14 protein-coding genes and 1 pseudogene are annotated in these 20,510 nt (G+C 41.0%); all 15 read left to right on the top strand.

The window, feature by feature from the left end:
- Window positions 1-51 precede the first annotated feature (51 nt).
- A complete protein-coding gene (locus MHH49_RS06410) occupies window positions 52-1,638 on the top strand; it encodes a histidine kinase (RefSeq protein ID WP_341138037.1) in 1,587 nt (528 codons plus the stop codon).
- Window positions 1,613-2,395 (top strand): response regulator transcription factor, encoded by a 783-nt coding sequence (locus tag MHH49_RS06405; RefSeq protein WP_341120186.1) that lies wholly within the window; start codon window positions 1,613-1,615, stop codon window positions 2,393-2,395. The genes MHH49_RS06410 and MHH49_RS06405 overlap by 26 nt, the downstream gene beginning before the upstream one ends.
- Before the next feature lie 55 nt (window positions 2,396-2,450).
- A pseudogene (locus tag MHH49_RS06400) lies at window positions 2,451-2,825 on the top strand (SF0329 family protein); the annotation flags it as partial.
- A 733-nt stretch (window positions 2,826-3,558) separates the two neighbouring features.
- Window positions 3,559-4,821: a group II intron reverse transcriptase/maturase gene (gene ltrA, locus MHH49_RS06395; protein ID WP_036681916.1), complete on the top strand. Its 1,263-nt coding sequence runs from the start codon at window positions 3,559-3,561 to the stop codon at window positions 4,819-4,821.
- 290 nt (window positions 4,822-5,111) lie between these two features.
- Window positions 5,112-5,261, top strand: a complete 150-nt coding sequence (scfA, locus tag MHH49_RS06390) for a six-cysteine ranthipeptide SCIFF (RefSeq protein WP_076098734.1) — start codon at window positions 5,112-5,114, stop codon at window positions 5,259-5,261.
- A 122-nt stretch (window positions 5,262-5,383) separates the two neighbouring features.
- Entirely contained in the window at window positions 5,384-6,778 is a 1,395-nt protein-coding gene (gene scfB / locus MHH49_RS06385) for a thioether cross-link-forming SCIFF peptide maturase (RefSeq protein ID WP_341138036.1), read from the top strand.
- Between the two features lie 348 nt (window positions 6,779-7,126).
- The gene (locus tag MHH49_RS06380) at window positions 7,127-8,596 is read left to right on the top strand and encodes a type I restriction-modification system subunit M (RefSeq protein WP_341138035.1); all 1,470 of its coding nucleotides are present in this window, start codon (window positions 7,127-7,129) and stop codon (window positions 8,594-8,596) included.
- Window positions 8,589-9,752, top strand: coding sequence for a restriction endonuclease subunit S (locus tag MHH49_RS06375; RefSeq protein ID WP_341138034.1), 1,164 nt, complete (start codon window positions 8,589-8,591; stop codon window positions 9,750-9,752). The genes MHH49_RS06380 and MHH49_RS06375 overlap by 8 nt, the downstream gene beginning before the upstream one ends.
- Before the next feature lie 8 nt (window positions 9,753-9,760).
- Entirely contained in the window at window positions 9,761-10,441 is a 681-nt protein-coding gene (locus MHH49_RS06370) for a DUF6602 domain-containing protein (RefSeq protein WP_341138033.1), read from the top strand.
- Between the two features lie 72 nt (window positions 10,442-10,513).
- Entirely contained in the window at window positions 10,514-13,861 is a 3,348-nt protein-coding gene (locus tag MHH49_RS06365) for a DEAD/DEAH box helicase family protein (protein WP_341138032.1), read from the top strand.
- Window positions 13,862-14,645: 784 nt separating this feature from the next.
- Complete coding sequence (locus MHH49_RS06360) at window positions 14,646-15,827, top strand: MBL fold metallo-hydrolase (protein ID WP_341138031.1); 1,182 nt, start codon at window positions 14,646-14,648, stop codon at window positions 15,825-15,827.
- Between the two features lie 10 nt (window positions 15,828-15,837).
- The gene (locus MHH49_RS06355) at window positions 15,838-18,636 is read left to right on the top strand and encodes a serine protease (protein ID WP_341138030.1); all 2,799 of its coding nucleotides are present in this window, start codon (window positions 15,838-15,840) and stop codon (window positions 18,634-18,636) included.
- Between the two features lies 1 nt (window position 18,637).
- Window positions 18,638-19,039 (top strand): hypothetical protein, encoded by a 402-nt coding sequence (locus tag MHH49_RS06350; protein WP_339171285.1) that lies wholly within the window; start codon window positions 18,638-18,640, stop codon window positions 19,037-19,039.
- The gene (locus MHH49_RS06345; RefSeq protein ID WP_339171288.1) at window positions 19,036-19,452 is read left to right on the top strand and encodes a hypothetical protein; all 417 of its coding nucleotides are present in this window, start codon (window positions 19,036-19,038) and stop codon (window positions 19,450-19,452) included. The genes MHH49_RS06350 and MHH49_RS06345 overlap by 4 nt, the downstream gene beginning before the upstream one ends.
- Window positions 19,452-20,498: a radical SAM/SPASM domain-containing protein gene (locus tag MHH49_RS06340; RefSeq protein ID WP_341138029.1), complete on the top strand. Its 1,047-nt coding sequence runs from the start codon at window positions 19,452-19,454 to the stop codon at window positions 20,496-20,498. Before MHH49_RS06345 ends, MHH49_RS06340 begins: the two co-directional genes overlap by 1 nt.
- Window positions 20,499-20,510 lie beyond the last annotated feature (12 nt).

Here is a 20,510-nt window from a genome sequence, read left to right as displayed (position 1 = left end):
ACAATGAAATCAATTCACTTAAAAATTACGTTAATCGCAGGAGGCTGCTTCTTGCTGCTGTTCGTTGCATTGCTTGTAACAATATATTTGGAGATGAACCATACGGTTGTCCCTTTGAATAAGAACTTAACGCAGCAAGTGGTTACTGCACGCAGCGACCAGATTGATTATTGGTTTAATCAGCGCATTGGAGAGATAGACATGCTTGCTTCTCTAGCTTCGGACCATCAGTGGACACGAGATGAATTGCTGCAAGAGTTCGATAAGTTCGAGGCGAAGAAGAAAGTAGAGTACGAATCCATACGCGTGGTGGATATTCACGGAAATTCCTGGTCAGCAAGAGACAAGCCTTTTTCGATACTAAACCGACCCTACTATCGAAAACTGCTGAATTCAGATTCCAATTATGTGGTGAGCAACCCGATCGTATCCAAAGCGAATGCAGCCGAAATCGTCGTCATTCTTTATCGCGTGAATCCATCGGTGAATGATGAGGTAGCTTATATTGCCGCAGCCGTCTCCGTCAAGAAGATGAAGGAGATTGCTCAAGATGTAATGCTATATGACCAGTCAGGCCAGCTTATCGTCGATTGCAGAGAGCTGGGTGAAGAAGATGGAGCGGAGGATACAACAGATAAGAAGAACATGAGTGTATTTGAGGCTCCAATTCAAAATGTGGAAGGCTGGAAGTTAGTACTCAAAGTACCGAATTCAAGTCTATCGTTAGCGGTGATCAAAACCCAGCGGACTGCATTGCTGGTAGGCGTTCTTATCGGTAGTGCATTTATCGTCTTTCTGGTGCTGCTTGCTTCTTCCATTATTCGTCCAATTCAGTCGCTTCGCCAGGTAATGGAAAATGTGCAGAACGGCAACCAAACCATACGAGCAGATGTTACGCGCTCGGATGAGATCGGCGATCTTGGACGAAGCTTCAATGACATGCTTGTTCAATTATACGCTGTGGAGCAGGACCGAAAGGAGATGGAACTCAGACTGATTCATGAGCAGATCAAGCCGCACTTTTTATACAACACATTGGATACGATCCAGTGGATGGCAACGGAACATGGAGCAGACAATGTGGTGGAGATGGTGGAAGCGCTTAGCGCGTATTTCCGATTAGGGCTTGGCACAGGCAGTCCCTACATTCTTCTTGATCAGGAGTTGTACCATGTCGAGAGTTATCTTCATATTCAAGGTGTGCGATATGAGGAGATTCTGGACTACGAGCTTCGATATGATGAAAAGCTTGCTCAGTGCCAAGTCGTTCGCTTCATGCTGCAGCCGTTGGTGGAAAATGCGATTTATCACGGGATTAAGCCACTTGGGGATCAAAAGTGCAAAATTTCGATCACAGCATATAAACAGGTAGATTATTTGGTCATTAAGGTTGAAAATAATGGGGTTATGATTCCTGAAGAGAAGCTTGAACAGATAAATCAAGCCCTAATTGATGATAAATATGATCGTTCTGCCACAGGCTTTGGGCTATACAGTGTAAACCATCGCATTCGACTAGCTTACGGGGTGCCATATGGCCTTGAAGTGAAGAGCGAAGATGGCATTACCGTTATGGTCATTCGAATACCTTTGGACGGGGAGTGGAATGAAGATGTGGAAGATTGTCATCGTCGATGATGAAACGATCATTCGCAAAGGCTTGCGACAATACATTGAGGAGAGTCCGTATCTTTTTGAGGTTGCAGGAGAAGCGAAAAGTGCAAACGAAGCATTGAATATGGTGGAGGAAGCCCCACCACATGTATGTCTTGTGGACATCAACATGCCGAATATGAATGGGCTCGATCTGATGAATATATTGCGCGAACGCTGCCCGTCGGTTCTGGTTGTCATCATCAGCGGGTACGATAACTTTGAATATGCGCGTCAAGCCGTGCAACTGCAAGCATTCGATTATGTATTGAAACCTGTGCCGAAGAGTGATCTGAACAAGCTGCTTCATCGGATCGATGAGCATCTTCAGGCAAAATATCCTTTGCATTCACATGAAAGCAGGGTGGATAAAGAGCGGGAGCTTCCCGGGTATACAGGGGATGGAACAGTGCTTATCCAAAAAGTGACCGAGTATATTGACAGTCATTATCAGGATCCGGAGCTGTCTATTACTCGAGTAGCAGCGCTATTTCATATCAACCAAACCTATCTTAGCAAGCGTATGAAGCAAGAAATCGGTGCTTCATTCCTTGACTATGTCACCGAGCTTCGGATATCGAAGGCGAAGGAGATTCTGGATGACGTAATGCCGAATATCAAAATCGGGGATCTGGCCGTGAAGGTAGGGTATAAGAGCCAGTACTATTTTAGTCGTGTGTTTAAAAATAGAGTCGGCTCAAGCCCCTTAGAGTACAAAAAGCATCCGTTCGGTTATGGATAGGAGGGCTATTCTCGTCCCTCTGCAGCACGCCATAGATGCTATGCTCGGTTCAGATCTTCAAATTCCTATCAACCATGAAGAAATTGAAGCGGTTAGAAAAGATAGTAAGGGGATCATCCCGGAGGATCGGCTAATAGTCATTGCAAGAAGCAGAAAAATATCAGAACTTGCAAAGGAGCTTTTGTCAGCTCAGACATCATTAAGTAAATCGAACTTTATTGTTATAGCTACTAAGTATTTATCTATTTCCATAGAGGAGAGCTTAGAAAGCGACGATATCTTATTGAATATTCTAGCTTTAGTGGACAGACGAGTTGGAAAAAAGCGGATTTTAAACATGAGCGAGAAGATGAAGTTAAAGCATCTAATTGTGCAATATTTTTATGAACTAAGGCGTCAAGAGCAGATAAACTGTCCGAAAGTGTCTTAGGGCTCCTAATATAAGTTTGTTAACACTGTCCACCCACGCATGTGGAGAGTGTCGCTCTACTGGTAAGGAAGGATACAGTGCTATGAGATCCTTATATTTATTGGACTTTAAGGACAAGTATGAGAAAAAATGTTGTTAAAGAGATGGCATCATTGCCGTCTCTTTTTTGTGTGCGCCCAGCATGGGCGCTATCTATAGGGTTGAAGTCCCGAATGGCGAAGGCAGTAGTAGCCATTAGCTTAAGGCAAGGGTGTCCACCGCGAGGTGGAATCTGAAGGAAGCCAGCGGCAAATCTCCGGTCTGAGGAATACGAACTTCATACAAGGCTAACGTAGGCTGGATGAGGTTGCACAACAAACCAAAGTCCATACTGCCAAAGGCGTACGAGAGTAAATGAAGCAGATAGATGGAGAGGAAGATAGCGTTCTTACCTGGGGAGATCTGTGTGATAGGCGAGTATACTTCGTAACCCTACTTGTGAGAGTAGGCTGAGTGCACAGAAGTCAGCAGACGCCATAGTACGCAAGCTGTTGCAACAGCTGCGGAAGGGCTGAACATGGAATAGGATTTATACATCCAGGCGTTCAAGATGAGCGATGAATGCAGAAAAAAAAATCCGAAAGGACCTGACTGAAGAAGGAAACGGTGAATCCCGTGGGGGTCTTCAGCAGGGCGGAGTTCATCTTTGGCACAAATGGAAGGTATAAATCACGTAAAGAGAGGTTAAAAAAAAATGTTGGAGCAACTGCTATCACGGGAAAATCTTCTGCAAGCCTTAAAGCGTGTTGAAGCGAATAAAGGAAGTCATGGCGTAGATGGGATGTCCGTAAAATCCTTACGAGAACACATCGTACAAAACTGGCAGACCTTGCGGCATGCCATAGAAGAAGGAACCTATGAACCGAGCCCCGTGCGCCGAGTCGAAATCCCGAAACCCGGTGGCGGAGGTGTTAGGTTACTAGGAATACCTACCGTGACAGATCGAATGATTCAACAAGCAATCGCGCAGGTGTTAACTCCATTGTTTGATCCAGAGTTTTCCGACCATAGCTATGGATTCCGTCCGAAAAGACGAGGGCATGATGCGGTGAGGAAAGCTCGAACCTTTATGAAAGAAGGATATCGATTCGTAGTCGACCTAGACTTGGAGAAATTCTTTGATCGCGTCAACCATGACCGACTGATGATGAAGATTTCGGAGAAAGTGGAGGACAAGAAAGTTCTCCTGCTTATCCGCAAATATCTTCAGTCAGGTGTGATGGAGAACGGGTTAGTAACCCCGACAACGGAAGGTGCCCCGCAAGGCGGTCCACTGAGTCCGTTATTATCTAACATTGTCCTAGATGAGCTCGACAAAGAACTCGAGAAACGTGGGCACCGCTTCGTTCGTTATGCGGATGATTGCAATATTTACGTGAAAACGCTAAGAGCAGGAGAGAGAGTCAAGACAACGGTCACCCGATTCATCGAGACGAGGCTAAAGCTGAAGGTGAACCAAGTAAAGAGCGCGGTAGACCGTCCCTGGAAACGAAAGTTTCTAGGATTTAGTTTTAGTGTGGACAAAGAACCAAAGGTGAGAATTGCGAAGCAGTCCTTACAGAGAGTCAAGGTTCGAATACAGGAGATATCCTCTCGAAAGAGATCGATGAAGATGGAAGAGCGAATCAAGGAACTAAACCACTACCTCATGGGATGGTGCGGTTATTTCTCGCTGGCGGATACCCCAAGTACCTTTCGAGATATGGATAAATGGATACGAAGAAGGCTACGAATGTGCCTCTGGAAGCAGTGGAAGACCCCTAGAACCAAAGTCAAAAGACTTATATCCTTAGGGGTACCTAAGGATAAAGCCTATGAGTGGGGAAATACCCGAAAAGGGTATTGGCGAATTGCAGGGAGTCCAATTCTACAACATGCATTGAATAACCAATATTGGGAAGCCAATGGATTAAAGAGTGTATTGGACAGATACAACTCCTTACGGAATATTTCATGAACCGCCGTATATCGAACGGTACGTACGGTGGTGTGAGAGGTCGGGGGCTAGCCGCCCCCTCCTACTCGATTTCACTTTTTTAGTATTGCTCTGACTCTGGTTCCCGCTACCGCATCCTACGATCACAAGCATGAACGGCTGCACGAAAATTAACGTTGATAATTATGTTTAAGCCCTCTCTACTCTGTTAGGTGACGGGCATCATAGACGTACTTACGTGAGGTTGCTACGATGTTCCATGGAAATTAAGTGAAAGTGATCACAAGAAATTAAAGAAGGAGTTATTTATCGTGAAAAGAATCGTAACACTAAGCACCCGCAAACTGATGGATACCGCAAAACACGGCGGATGCGGCGCATGCCAGACCTCTTGCCAGTCCGCTTGCAAAACTTCCTGCGGCGTTGCAAACCAGAAGTGTGAAAATGCAATGAACAGATAGGATTCGGAATTTTACCGCCCATTGCTCTGCTGATGGGCGGCTATTTTTAAGAAATGGATACTATCCCTAAAGGATGGCAAGGCCGTTTCTACTTGTGTGCAAAAGGAGCTTGATTAGTAAGTATGATTCATCAATATAAACTAAACGGATACAATATCGTGCTCGATACCTACAGTGGCTCGGTGCATGTTGTTGATGACCTAGCATATGAAATTATAGCGGATTATGAGAAAACCTCTGCCGAAAAAATCGTGACAACGCTGTTGGAGAAATATAAAGATGATTCAAGCATTTCCGAGAGCGACATTCGAGAAACCATCGCGGATATCGAGGCGCTTAAAAATGATGGTCAGCTTTTTACAAAAGATGAGTATGAGAACCTCTCGCTTGATTTAAAAAAACGAAAAACTTATGTTAAGGCACTCTGCCTCAATGTTGCGCATACCTGTAATTTGTCATGCGACTATTGCTTCGCTAGCCAAGGGAAATACAACGGAGATAGGGCAATCATGAGCTATGAGGTTGGACAAAAAGCTATCGATTACCTGCTTGAAAATTCGGGTCATCATCGAAACCTGGACATCGACTTTTTCGGCGGGGAACCGCTCTTGGCCTGGAAAGTGGTTAAACAGATCGTAGCTTATGCAAGAAGCAAAGAACAAGAATACAAAAAGAAGTTCCGCTTCACCTTCACGACGAACGGGATGCTGCTGAACGATGAGGTCACCGAGTTTTTAAATCAGGAAATGTATAATGTCGTATTAAGCCTGGATGGAAGAAAAGAGGTTCATGACCGACTTCGCCAAACGGTTAACGGAAAAGGCAGCTACGATCATATTCTTCCAAAGTTTCAGGAATATGTTCGTAAGCGCGGAGACCAAGAGTACTATGTACGAGGAACTTACACTCGTAACAATGTCGATTTCACCAACGATATATTTCATATCGCAGACCTTGGTTTTGACAAAATCTCGATGGAACCGGTTATCTGTGATCCAAAGGAACCCTATGCACTTACCGAGGAGGACCTCCCGGAGATATACAATCAGTACGAAATTCTCGCCAAGGAAATGATCGGGCGCGGTGAACAAGGCAAGGGGTTTACCTTTTATCATTACATGCTTGACCTCTCGGAAGGACCTTGCATCCAGAAGAGAATCACTGGCTGTGGTTCGGGAACCGAATATCTTGCTGTCACCCCTTGGGGAGAGCTTTTTCCTTGCCACCAGTTCGTAGGGGATGAAGAGTATAGCATGGGGAACCTCTGGGATGGCATCACAAAGCCTGAGCTGCAATGTCAATTCCAAGAGAGCAACTGCTACTCGAAGCCGGAATGCAAGGACTGCTGGGCTAAACTCTACTGCAGCGGTGGTTGTCCTGCCAATGCACTGCACGCGACGGGTTCCCTCGTCGGAACCTATGACTTCAGCTGTGACGTCTTCCGCAAAAGAGTCGAATGTTCCATGATGGTAAAGGTGGATGAATCTATTAGAGCGATGGAAGGGCAATCTAGCTAATTAAAATAACGGATCAATAAACCATAACCGAGAAATAGACACTTTTAAATAAAGTGTCCTTTCTCACCCGTGCGGAAGTGTCAGTTCTGATTCAGCGGCTGCTGCAGAAGTCGGGCCTTATTGATTAAATCGTGATGAATAACGGAAAAGCGGATTCAGCATAGAGCTGAATTCGCTTTTTTTTTGATTTGGCTGCCCATCTTCTGGTCTTTCCTTGGACAATTGCTGTGTCTGACTGAGGGCAGCAGCAGTATAGGTATCTAGGTGCTTTGATTGAGGAGATAGGTGTATAATATAGGAAGTATTATCGAATAAAGAATGATTAAGGAATAGAATGGAGCAAGATGGATGCTAACGGGAGAAGTTCGCAACAAGGTTGATAAAATATGGTCTGATATATGGGCGGGTGGTATCAGTAATCCTTTGACGGTTATTGAACAGCTTACCTATTTAATGTTTATTCGTTCCCTCGATGAGAAGGAATTGGAGAATGAGAGCTTTGAAGCTTTAAGTGGTGAAGCCATGCCGAAGATTTTCCCACAGGACGAAGAGGGGCAAGAACTGCGCTGGAGTAAATTTAAAACCAAAGATGCCCGTATCATCTATGATATTGTCGGCACAAAGGTATTCCCTTTTATTAAAACAATGAATGGAACGAACATGACGGCTTTTTCGCGTTATATGCAGGATGCCATGTTCCTAGTTCCAACACCGCAAGTATTGCAAAAGATGATCACAGGTCTTGATGAGCTGTATGAACATGATATTAAAAACCTGGATATGCAGGGTGATCTTTACGAGTACATGCTAGGCAAACTGGCTTCGGCTGGACAAAACGGTCAGTTCAGAACTCCCAAGCATATTCGCGACTTGATGGTCCATCTGCTTTCGCCCACACCTAATGATAAGATCGTTGACCCAGCTTGCGGTACAGCGGGTTTTCTTGTCTCTTCAGCCGAATATATTCGTGAAAAATACGAGTCCGAGATGACCAGCGAACAGTGGGAGCATTTCGCAGGTGAGATGTTCTCGGGGTTTGATACCGACAGAACGATGCTTCGCCTGTCTGCTATGAATTTGATGCTCCATTCCATTAGCCAGCCGAACATTGATTACGTGGACAGTGTATCCAGACAAAATAATACGGCATCTACCTATGATATTGTGCTCGCCAATCCTCCGTTTACCGGAACAGTGGATGCTGAGAGTATTAACGATAACCTTAGAACAGTTACGGATACCAAAAAGACAGAGCTGTTATTCGTAGCTCTCTTCCTGCGGATTCTTCGGAAAGGTGGACGCTGCGCTTGTATCGTTCCGGACGGCGTTCTCTTTGGTTCGACTAAGGCGCATAAATCACTTCGCAAAGAACTGGTAGAGAATCATCAGCTTCAGGCGGTGATCTCCTTGCCTAGTGGTGTGTTCAAACCGTATGCAGGAGTCAGCACGGCTATTCTGTTGTTTACTAAGACAGGTGCGGGCGGTACAGATAAAGTATGGTTTTATGATATGAAAGCGGACGGGTATTCTCTGGATGACAAACGTTCCCCTATCGCGGCTAACGATATCCCGGATATCATTGTCCGTTACCATAACCTTGCAAGTGAAGCAGATCGCCTGCCAACTGAGCCGAGCTTCCTGGTGGACAAGTCTGCGATTGAAGCGAATGAGTATGATCTGTCGATTAACAAATATAAAGAAGTTGTGTATGAAAAGGTGGATTACGATAAACCAGAAGTGATCATGGCCCGATTAGATGAGCTTAACCTTGATATTGTCTCCAAGATGGAGGAATTGAGGGGGTTGTTGGGTGAGTAAGTGGGAAATGGTTACTTTAAATGATGTTTGTTCACTAATTACTGATGGAACACATCAAACACCTCAATATGCTGATAAAGGATTTATATTTCTATCTTCTAAGAATGTTACAACAGGCAAAATTGATTGGGAGAATGTAAAATATATACCAGAGGAACTTCATAATCAGCTATATGCTAGAATAGCACCAAGAATTGGCGATGTATTATTAGCCAAAAATGGCACAACAGGAGTTGCAGCTGTTGTTGATAAAGAATTTGTGTTTGATATTTATGTTAGTTTGGCAATTTTACGACCTAAAGATTCAATTTTATCTGAGTATTTGTTATATGCTATAAATAACCCAATAACAAAACGTAAATTCAATAAAGAGTTAAAAGGAATAGGTGTACCTAATCTTCATCTGAAAAACATTAGGAAAACGACTATCCCTCTTCCACCTATTAAAATACAAAAGCAAATTGCCAAAACACTAGACACTGCAGCAGAACTGCTTGCCATGCGTAAACAGCAGCTTGCAGAGCTGGATAATCTTCTAAAAGCTACTTTTTATGATATGTTCGGTGATTTTGATGAACTTCCGACAAAATCTTTGATTGATTTGATTGAACCAGGTGCAGGTTTATCTTATGGAATAGTACAGCCTGGTGATGATGTGGGGAAAGGAATTGGAGTACTTCGCCCTGTTGATATAACTGAAGGTAGACTTTCCCTGGATAATATAAAATATATACCTGCAGGTATTGAGGAGCCTTACAAAAAAACGAGATTAAACGGAAATGAAATATTGATTACAGTAAGAGGTACAACAGGTGATACTGTTCTTACAGATAAAAGTAGTAAAGGAATGAATGTAACAAGAGGTATCGCAGTTATTAGACAGAATGATAAATTAGTAAATAAAATGTTCTTGAATGCATATTTGAAATCTGAGAAGAGCAGCAGATATATTCAAGACAATACAAGAGGCGCGACGTTGAAACAGATTAATCTTTCTGCATTAAGAGAGCTTCCAATTCCGTTACCTTCATTAAAACTTCAAAATCAATTTGCCACGATTTATAACAATATTGAAATTGAAAGATGTCTATTAATAAAGGCGATAGAGTCAACACAATATTTATTTAATAGTCTATTGGTAAAGTATTTTAAGTAGGTGATAAGGTGCTAGAAGATATCACAAAAGTCTTCGAAGAGTATGCAGAACAAATAATGTTTTGTAAGTTTTTTATAGCTGAACGGTTAAAGCATAATGCAGAGATGGGCCGCTGTGGCGAGAATATTTTACTGAATGAGTTGAAAGAACGATTTGGAATGCTTAGTTTTGTAAGTGGTTTTATTGTTTGTAATGGAATTCAGAGTCCTCAATGTGACATTTTAGTTTGTAGAAGAAATATGTATAGGCGAAAACTTGAAGGCGAACTCTATCTTGTCTCACCTATGGATTGTCTAATGACAATAGAAGTCAAAGGGAACTTGACCTTAACCGATATTGCAGAAACAAACAGAAAAAATAATTTTTTTAAAGAACATGATGAAACAAGCCATATTCGACTTGCGTTATTTGCATTTAAGACTCGTATTGGAAAGAAAACACTGTATTCTGAATTCGGATATAACTATGAAAGAGAGATTAAGTCATTTTATCCAGGTCAACTAAGTGTAGAAAAGTGGATAGACCTTTTTATTTGCTTGCATAGGGATAGTTTCAATGAATCTGCATCTCGTGACAAGCAACTTCTTTTCTTTAAAGATATGCAGAACTCAAACCAATATTTTTTAGATAACAACTACCCTGTTACGCAAAACTTTTTTTTGTATCTTCAAAGTTTGCAGGAATTCTAGCTATTGAAGTACGACATGTGTATTAGAGATATGAATGATCAATGACTAATAACACTAAAAAGAGGTGACCCAATGCCTGCAAACTTTGAATTCTTACTGGGACAGACGGAATATAAGCTATTTGCCAATGCATCTATTGAAGCGGAGCGGGTGCTTGCCACCTCTCCGGCCATGGCGGCGGTGGGTAGTCGCAAGGCTTTTGAGCTTGCAGTGAAATGGGTCTACGCTGCTGATAACACTATCACCATGCCATATAAGGACAATTTGCAGGCGTTGATTCATGAACCCACCTTCAAATTCGCGATGGACAACCAGACTTGGGGCAAGCTGTCTTACATTATCAAGCTGGGGAACCTTGCGGTACATACGGATAAGGCAATCAGCAGCAGTGATGCTGTGTTATCACTTGCCGCTTTATTTGAATTCGTGCAGTGGATTGATTATTGCTATGGAGCTAATTATGAAGAACGTCATTTTGTTGAGAGTAATATCCCTGTAGAGAAGGTAATTCTGGATGAAGCCAGGATCAAAGAGAAAGACAGCTTAATAGAACAAAAGGAATCTGAGATTGAAGCTCTGCGCGCTCAGATCGCGGCGATGAGTGACAAGCTTACCGCGGATAAAGAGCAGCACCAAGAAGAGCGTCATTTTACTCCAGAGGATATCTCGGAGTTCCGCACGCGCAAGAAATACATAGATGTAGACCTGAAGCTACTTGGCTGGACAATCGGTGATGATGTAAGGGAAGAAGTAGAACTGTACGGGATGCCTAATAATGAGGGAAAAGGTTATGCCGACTATGTGCTTTATGGCAAAGATGGCTTGCCTCTGGCAATCATTGAAGCAAAGCGTACCTCAAAAGACCCGAAGGTCGGAACCCATCAGGCCAAGCTGTATGCAGATTGTCTGGAGCAAATGACTGGCAGACGTCCGATGATGTTCACGACCAACGGATTCGAGACCAATCTGTGGGATGACATTACCTCTCCACAGCGTAAGGTAAGCGGTGTGTTCTCCAAGTCAGATCTGCAGAAGCTGATGAATCGGCGGAAGGAACGCAAGGTTTTGGATGAAGTGGTTATTGATGATAAGATCACAGACCGCTACTACCAGAAGGAAGCGATTCGTGCGGTATGCGAGAATATTGGGACAGGTCATAGACGATCTTTGCTGGTTATGGCGACTGGCACCGGGAAGACAAGAACAGCCTCCAGTTTAACTGATGTGTTATCCCGTGGAGGGTATGTGACCAACATCCTATTTCTGGCCGACAGAAAAGCCTTGGTCAAACAAGCAAAGGATGATTTTAAGAACTATCTGCCGGATATGTCTCTTTGTAATCTGCTTAGCAATAAGGATGACAAGACGGCTCGTATTGTTTTTTCCACTTATCCAACGATGCTGAATGCGATTGATAAGGCTAAGAGCGATGATGGCAAGCGTTTATTCACTCCCGCCCACTTCGATTTAATTATTGTGGATGAGGCACACCGGAGTATATTTAAGAAATTCCGTACCATTTTTGAATATTTTGACGGCATTATCGTGGGGCTGACAGCAACTCCCAAGACGGAAGTAGATCGTAATACGTATGATTTCTTCGAGATGGAGAGCGGCGTGCCGACGTATGCATATCCCTACGAAACGGCTGTTGAGATCGACCATGTCCTGGTTCCTTATCATAATATTGAAGTTACGACGAAATTTTTGGAGCAGGGCATCACTTATGAGACTCTTTCTGCGGATGATAAAGCGCGATATGTAGAGGATTTTACAGATGATGATGGCGAGATGCCTGAATTTATTCCCTCTCCAGCAATTAACGATTTTATTTTTAATCAGGCAACTGTGGATCGAGTGCTGGAGGATCTAATGATCCAAGGTATTAAAGTGTCAGGCGGAGACCGACTGGGGAAAACGATTATTTTCGCGCAAACCAAAAAACATGCACAGTACATCGTAGATCGATTTAATAAACTGTATCCTCAATATAATGGTGATTTCGCCCAGCGCATTGTTTCGGGTGACAATTACACTCAGAGCCTGATTGATGATTTCAAGATACCTGATAAAAGTCCTTATATCGCCGTAACGGTAGATATGCTAGATACAGGGATAGATGTACCGGAGATCGTCAATCTGGTGTTCTTCAAGCGGATTCGTTCCAAAACCAAAATTTGGCAGATGATTGGCCGGGGGACAAGGCTTCGTAAAGATCTGTTTGGAGAGGGAGAGGACAAGACACTTTTTGTTATTTTTGATTATCTGGGTAACTTCGAGTTCTTCCGTCAACATAAGGAGGGGTTGCAGGGGAATGAAGCCCACAGCTTGTCCGAAGCTATTTTTGCAAAACGGGTCCGATTAATTCATCATATGCAGCAGTCTGTCTTTATAGATGAACCCTATCAATTGATTCGTGCTGACTTGATAGGAATAGTAATTGGACAAATTCAAGCCCTTAATACGGAATTAATATCTGTAAAAATGCAGCTGCAATACATAGAGAAGTATAAACATAATGCGGCTTTTGTATGCCTTCTGGAGCAGGATCAATCCAATCTGATTAAATATCTTGCGCCTATTGTCTATATGGATGATGTGGATGAGCATGCCAAACGTTTTGATAATTTAATATATGGTCTAATGCTTTCACAGGTTGAGGAATCGCCTCAATACAAGAAGGGAAAGAAGCAACTGGTAGATGCAGCTACCACCCTATTGCAGCGTGCAACTATACCTCAGGTTAGAGAAAAACTGACGCTTATCCAAACTATAGGAACGGATGAGTTCTGGGAAAGTGCTAATATACTGAATTTTGAAAAAGTACGTACGGAGCTACGCAATCTCATTAAATTCATCGTGGATGAAGGTAGCAAGAACCCGATTTATACCAACCTCGCCGATGAGATTCTTGAAGTCCACGAGGGAAAAGCGATGTATGAGGCCTATACCTTTGAGGATTACAAGCTCAAGGTCAACCGCTATATTGAGAAGAACCGGGACAATCTTGTGATTCACAAGCTCCGCAATAATATTCCGTTAACGGCGCTGGACTATGAAGCCTTGGAGAAAATCTTTACAGGTGAACTTGGCACGGCAGAGGATTATCAGCGAGAATTCAAGGACACTCCGTTTGGCTTGCTGGTGCGTAAAATTGCCAAGCTGGAATATGAGGCGGCAACGGCTGCTTTTTCAGAATTTATCAATGACCAGTCGCTGAGTCAGGGACAGATTGTCTTTGTCAAAAAGGTTATTGATTATATTGTTCAGAATGGTTATATCGATAATGTGTGTGAACTAATTAAACCGCCATTTGACAAGCCGCAGAGTTTCATCAAGCTGTTTGATGGGGCGAAGCAAAAGAGACTTGTAGAGATGGTTACACAGATTAAAGAGAATGCTGTGAAGATTATTGGGTGAGGTAGGAATGGGTATAAAAAAATAAATGCCAAACCACGTTCTTCCGTAGTCTGGCTTTCATTTGATGGGGGCTCATCATATAAAGTTTGTTCACACTGCCTACTCTACGTATGTGGAGTGCTGCTCACTGTTGGTGCGGAAGGACAATTAAACCGGAGATGTATTGGCGCAAAATAGTAAAGAGGTTCGGAGTACCCCTCTTTATTGTTATTTAATTAAGCGGAAATCGTGATTTGTAGCAAGACATTATTTTAACGTGCAACGGTGGGATGCGGATTTGACGACTCCTTTAGCAGGAGTAATTCATACTGAACAGAAATTTCATAATATTGGAGCAACCTTACCTATAACCATAGTAAAGACAGAAGACCGCAGATCACCTACCTTTAGAAGGTGAGTCTTGCGGTTTTTGTGCTTACTTTGAGATTTTTCTTACGGTGTAGTTGGCGATGAATGACCTAGACTACAGGATATTGATACTTAGAAAGGAATGACGTAAAGAAAGAGTAGGCAATTAAGTTGACAGATGAATTTATGAATAATTATAAAGTTTAGGACTAAGTTCAATATTAAAAATGTTGAAATTTGTGCTTTTTGATGATGGAATTTTTTAATACAATGTATACAATGATAGGATACATATGAAAGTTTGGGATGATGTTTTAAATTTGTAATATTTTAGATTGGTAAAATTTATGATAACCTAAATAAATGATCACTTTTCCATAAATAGTCATGAAATAAAAGCATAATTGCTAACAGTCAATAGAAAGAAGGGCTTACTATGAGCAATTGTATTGTGCACTTTCTTCCCGCCAAAGCGGGAGATTGTTTTGTTGTAGAATTTGACAATAGGGAGTGTATCATTGTCGACTGCGGATATAAATCCACATACGAAAATGAACTGAAACCTTTGTTGATCCAGTTAAACCAAAAAGGATGCCGGGTAATATTGATGCTCATTACACACATAGATCAGGATCACATAGAAGGAGCAATTGAATTTTTACGCGAGAACGGTCCTTCGTCTGCGCCTCGCATCATCAAGGTAGATAATATTTGGTTTAACGGATTTTTCAACACGCTGTTTATGCGGGATGAATTTCAAGAGAGAAGACGGTCTGTAATTGGGGATTTGCAAAAGAAACGGATGGAGATAGTATTGGGTCAGCTATCCATGCAGATTAACGCTGATGACGGCCCAATATCGGCAGTTCATAGCAAAAGCTTTGAGGAACTATGCGCTCAGAACGGTTATCAGCTAAACATGCAGTTTGATGATAGGGTAATCAAAAGAAGTATTGATAGTAGAAGTCATTTGGTCAATGATGCTATTAAAATTGGAGACTGTAGAATAATTGTGTTATCTCCAAACGAAGTTTCGTTAGAGAGATTGGCACATAAACTAAATATTGAGTTGATCAAAAACTTTGGTATCAATTATGAACTTTCAGATCATGTGGAATTTGCACGTTTGTTTGAACGCTTAATGGAACTACAAATAGAGCCTGGCATTTCCGAGGAATACATATCGGCTTCTGAGGCGCGGCTTGAACATTGGATAGGAACTTCTACACTAGCGCATATGAATGATGTCAACAATGCAGGAATTGTAACTGAAATAGAATATAAGGGGATAAGACTGTTATTTGCAGGTGACTCGGATAGCGATAATTGGGCAAAGTATCTGACAGACGAATATGATGTCATCAAGCTATCACACCACGGTACAACAAAGCCAAATATAACGTTACTAGAAAAGACAAAGGGTAAAAGAATACTTGTTTCTACAGACGGCGGAAAACAAAATCGACATCCGGAAAATGATTTGCTGGCAAGAGCCATTTTAAGTGGAAATAAAAATATATATTTTAATTATGAAATCAGACAAAAAAAAGAATTACTCAATATGCAGGATCAATATGGTTATTCTATGGTTTTTGCACAACGGCAAATCGAAATCTAAGGAGAACTATATGGAGAAATATATAGTCAGGGTACAATCATATTATCAAGGTGAGCGTATCCAAAACGGAACTGGAATTATAATTGCGCCAAATCTCGTCTTAACGGCTGAACATGTGGCCTGCGGAGACTGTCATATGGTATGTATCGATGATAAAGAGATTGAGGCTCACACTATAAAAGGGAATGAATTCGCAGTACTGATGGAGATCAGTCAATCCGACTATACATACAGCGTAGCAGATTTTTTTTCGGATGATGAAATATTAGATGAAGCATCTCCCTGGTCCGTTAGGGGATTCATTACGTCCCAACAGCATGAGCATCATATAAAAGGAACTGGATTTGATTTTTCTCCATTATTGGGAATTGATTGGGATTATTGTCTATCAGCAATTACGGGTGGAGCAGCTGATAATTACGAAGGATTATCTGGTTCCCCAGTTTTTTGCGATAACAGAGTTGTGGGTATTCTCCAAATGCAGGCTTATAATAGCAGCGGCGCACTTGGTGTACGCATGTCATCTGTGAAAACGTTTCAGGATTTGCTAATGAAAGAAAATTTTAAACCAAATGAATATTATATGTTGCTGAAAGAGACCTGTACCCAATATACGAAAAGCCAGATCGAGAAAAATGTGAGAAGTAAAAAGTATATTGCGGATATATTTGTGGAAGAAGGTGGATATAAAGAAAATCTCCGATATTTCTCAGATCCCCTGTTGTTTTTGAAAAAGGCAATCAATGATGTGAAAATTATTGATTTTAAAAGTATGAATGTAGACCTAAAAAATATTGGCAAAGAGAGCATTGATTTTTCCGATTTTACGGAGGATTTTTTATCAACGGATTTGGAACAGGTATCCACCTATCTAAAAGACAGAGTTTCAAATGCTATTTCCTTATTAGATGAATTGGGGGAGAATAATGAGTCATACAAGGACCTAGAAAAGTACTTCGATGTCAGACAGAACAGTCTTAACAACTCCGTTAAATATTACTTATCTAATATAAAAGAGAACATCGACTTTATAATGAAAAAATATATCCTATTAAGCAAAGATGCCGGGCAGGGGAAAACAAATTTTGTATGTGACTTCGCGTTGAATTTCCTAATAAGAAAAAAATATTGCGCACTATATTTTAATGCCTATGATTTTAGGGACAATCCAATGGGTTTAATAAAGCGAAAATTATCTCTTGACGGGAGGTACCCATTTCTCTATGCAAATAAAATTTTACTTCGTGAGTGGCAACGCAGCCAAAGGCCCTTTGTAATTATCATAGACGGCTTAAATGAGAACACACTTGTGGAGAACTTTGGTCAGTGTATACGGGATTTCCTTGAAGAATGTAAGGATTATCCATATATTAAGGTGATTATGACAACCCGAAATGAGCTCTTTCAGGAACGTTTTGCGGTGATTGAAGAAGGTATGTATTCGAGTGCTTATCAACATATCGATATGTGGCAAAGAGGAAACGATTTCAAGGAGCGGATCTTCCGGGGTTATCTACGCTTTTTTGGGATCACGATTAGGGAAAATACATTAACGAATAGATTCTATGACGCATTAACGAATGATATACTGCTGCTGCGATTTTTTTGCGAAGTGAACGAAAACAAGAAGCTAATCTATGTATATGATGTTTACAAATATGATGTTTTCAAGAGTTATTTGGCTATTAAATCACTTGAATATCAAAAAAATCAACAGATATTAAATAATCAAGACTTTTTAAATGCCCTGCTTGATAAAATTTCGGAGTACATGATTCGTGAAAAATCGTTCTTTAATATCCCATCGGGAATTTTCAATGAATCAGAGCAAGAATTGCTTTATAAAATGCTTGATAATGAGGTTATATTCAAAGACGAACAGATAATAAAAATGGGTATGTTAAAGAGAAACACCGTTGTTATCAGCTTTACATTTGATGAGTTCCGGGATTTCTGCATTACAAACTATATTTTAACCCACCTTGCAGAGCAGCAAGCTTTTTTGGAGTTCTGGGGCCAAATGAACGAAGAGAATCTGACAATCAAAGAAGGCGTTCAAAAATACATTTTCTATTTAGCACGAACCGAGTCGCAGGAGGATCTGTTGCCAATCATACAAAATCTTCCTGAGTATGAAACTCTATATTGGGAACATATTTGGGGACTTGAGGATCGTCATTTTACCGCCGAGGATGCGGAATTATGGAAAATGCAGCTTATTACGAATGAACGCTACGCGAAAAAGATTGTTCGTGACCTGATTATCAAATATGACTGTGAGTTTTTTAGAAATAACAATATCCATTTACTGTTTGAAGCGCTTGATGTGCTTGTCCAAAAATTAGATCTGTACGATGCATTTATTAAGAGAATGTTTGGTGTTCAACGGCAGGAGAAAAATATCTACACCAGTTCGCGTTCGGAGTCGATCTGGCCATTTAATACTATGGTACAAGATATTACTAATTATGTGAGTGTTGATAATTGGAATGTGAATCATTCCGAATTATATCGATTGGTAATTTATTTACTTGAATTGGAAAACTGGAGTGCGCTTGATTTATGGCACAAACTTTTTGAAATATCGCCTGAGGTAGCTGTTTACATACTGAGTGAAACAAATCAGCATAAAAGTAGCTTGATTTTATGTAATGTAAAGGAAATTTTACGTCATCTCAAAAAGGTTAGGAAGGGCGATGAATACGATTTGATAATTGAACGTTTGGATCAGGAAAACAATTTTTGTAGGGACATTTCTATCGACGTTAAGCTTTTTTCGAAATTGCTTCTCGATGAATTCGGAGAATAACATGAGAATACTAAATATAGCTGGTGTATATTATTGTATTGCTAATGATGATTTTCTTTATGAAGAACTTGAAAAAAAAATAGTTGATTTGTCGCATCTGCGAAAGAATTCCTTTGCAGAATTCTACACAAAGAGGATCCTTAGAGCCTTTTTTCAATATGCTAGAGATTTAAAAAAAGAGTATATGAAGTACTATCAAGAGGAATATGAAATTTTTGCTGATTACTTGTATATAAAAGAGTTGTTAGATTGGGGGAATATTCATAATTTGGAGCTGAGCGAACATCAAACTTTATTAAAGCTCAACCTAAATCTGATGAGCTATAACGCCGACAACCTGATCGAATATGGAGAAAACGGGTTAGATAATCTGAATCAGGCTTTAAAGGAGATTAGTATATGAAGATCAGACAAGACTTTGTAACAAACAGTTCCTCTACTTCCTTCATTATTTCAATGAAGGAAGAACTTAATAAAGATTATTTTTTAAAAGGATTAGGAGTCGAAGGGGCATCTCCGATTAATCAGATTTTTGAAGATTTATACGAAGCAGTTGATCAGAATAAGCAGGAGATAAGGCAATATTTAAAGGAGTATGGAACATCTTATAGTGGTATCGCCGAATTTCTGCAAGAGCAACGCTACGATGAAGAAACAGTCAAAGTAGTAGAGAAGTTGTTGGCAGAAAACAGAAAGGTGTATTACGGTAATCTTAGTTCAGATGGGAATTCGGCTGCGGAAGTATATTTTTGTATGGAAAGCTTTCTGATTTGTGAAGAAGATATATATTTTAACGGCAAAATCGGGGGTTGGTGATGGGGAGTTGGTTGATTCGAAATTGTAAAGAAAGCGGATACATACTTGGTTTTGATAAGGAAGAGGGAACGTTTATAAGATATGGCAAAGAGGGGAGCGACCCATTCTATAACAAAGTAGGGCCAGAACTGCTGGATATAGCAATTACAAATTATTGCGAGCGTGGATGCTATTTTTGTTATCGCGCTTCAAACAGGCATGGTTATTCCATGCGTTTGGAAGATTACGAGCTTGTCATGGAGCAGGCGGAAAAGTCAGGAGTTTTACAGGTGGCTTTGGGTGGAGGGAACCCTAACCAGCATCCTCAATTTATACAGATACTGCAAAAAACACGCGAACATAACATTGTTCCGTCATATACAACAAACGGACAAGGTATGACGGATGAGATCTATGAGGCAACGAAAAAATTTTGTGGTGCAATGGCTGTCAGCTGGTATAAACCTTACGTGGATGCATTGAATGTTATTAAACGAGCTGGGGAATACGGTATTAAAGTCAATATTCATTTTATGCTTAATAAACGTAGCCTTCTCCAGGCAATGGAATTGATGGAGGAGCAATCCAATCAACTAGAAGGCGTCAATGCAATCGTGTTTTTGAATTATAAACCCGTACATTCCTCAGATGAATTGTGTCTGACGGATGGAAATGAAATTAAGGATTTTTTTGAGTTCTTAAAAAAATTCAAAAAATGCAAAATAGGATTTGATAGTTGTATGATTTCGTATCTGCCACTGATGGGAGAATCTCTCTTAAAGGAGACAGTGGATTTTTGTGAAGCTGCTAGATTTTCAGGTTATATATCAGAAAACCTGCTCTTTTATCCATGCTCGTTCATGAATGATATCTCTGGGAATGGAATTGATTTAAGGAAGCATTCACTACAGGATGGATGGAGATTTGGAGAAGAATTCATCAAAATGCGTGAGAGATTAAGCAAGCCCAGCGTACAGGAACAGTCCATCTCTAAGTGTCGAAACTGTGAAAGCTATGAGATGTGCCACGGTGGGTGCCAGATTTTTAATATCAACAGATGTAGATGACGGAGGAAGAAA

The sequence above is a fragment of the Paenibacillus sp. FSL F4-0122 genome, from assembly GCF_038002845.1.
Lineage (GTDB): Bacteria > Bacillota > Bacilli > Paenibacillales > Paenibacillaceae > Paenibacillus_AQ > Paenibacillus_AQ odorifer.
Note: the sequence above shows the minus strand (reverse complement) of the source record. Positions and strands in the feature narration are given on the sequence as shown.

What these genes read in the sequence shown, in the direction of transcription:
- MHH49_RS06405 (WP_341120186.1), top strand. Translation starts at nt 1,613, where the DNA reads ATGTGGAAGATTGTCATCGTCGATGATGAAACGATCATTCGCAAAGGC.
- ltrA (WP_036681916.1), top strand. Translation starts at nt 3,559, where the DNA reads ATGTTGGAGCAACTGCTATCACGGGAAAATCTTCTGCAAGCCTTAAAG.
- scfB (WP_341138036.1), top strand. Translation starts at nt 5,384, where the DNA reads ATGATTCATCAATATAAACTAAACGGATACAATATCGTGCTCGATACC.
- MHH49_RS06380 (WP_341138035.1), top strand. Translation starts at nt 7,127, where the DNA reads ATGCTAACGGGAGAAGTTCGCAACAAGGTTGATAAAATATGGTCTGAT.
- MHH49_RS06365 (WP_341138032.1), top strand. Translation starts at nt 10,514, where the DNA reads ATGCCTGCAAACTTTGAATTCTTACTGGGACAGACGGAATATAAGCTA.
- MHH49_RS06360 (WP_341138031.1), top strand. Translation starts at nt 14,646, where the DNA reads ATGAGCAATTGTATTGTGCACTTTCTTCCCGCCAAAGCGGGAGATTGT.
- MHH49_RS06355 (WP_341138030.1), top strand. Translation starts at nt 15,838, where the DNA reads ATGGAGAAATATATAGTCAGGGTACAATCATATTATCAAGGTGAGCGT.
- MHH49_RS06350 (WP_339171285.1), top strand. Translation starts at nt 18,638, where the DNA reads ATGAGAATACTAAATATAGCTGGTGTATATTATTGTATTGCTAATGAT.
- MHH49_RS06345 (WP_339171288.1), top strand. Translation starts at nt 19,036, where the DNA reads ATGAAGATCAGACAAGACTTTGTAACAAACAGTTCCTCTACTTCCTTC.
- MHH49_RS06340 (WP_341138029.1), top strand. Translation starts at nt 19,452, where the DNA reads ATGGGGAGTTGGTTGATTCGAAATTGTAAAGAAAGCGGATACATACTT.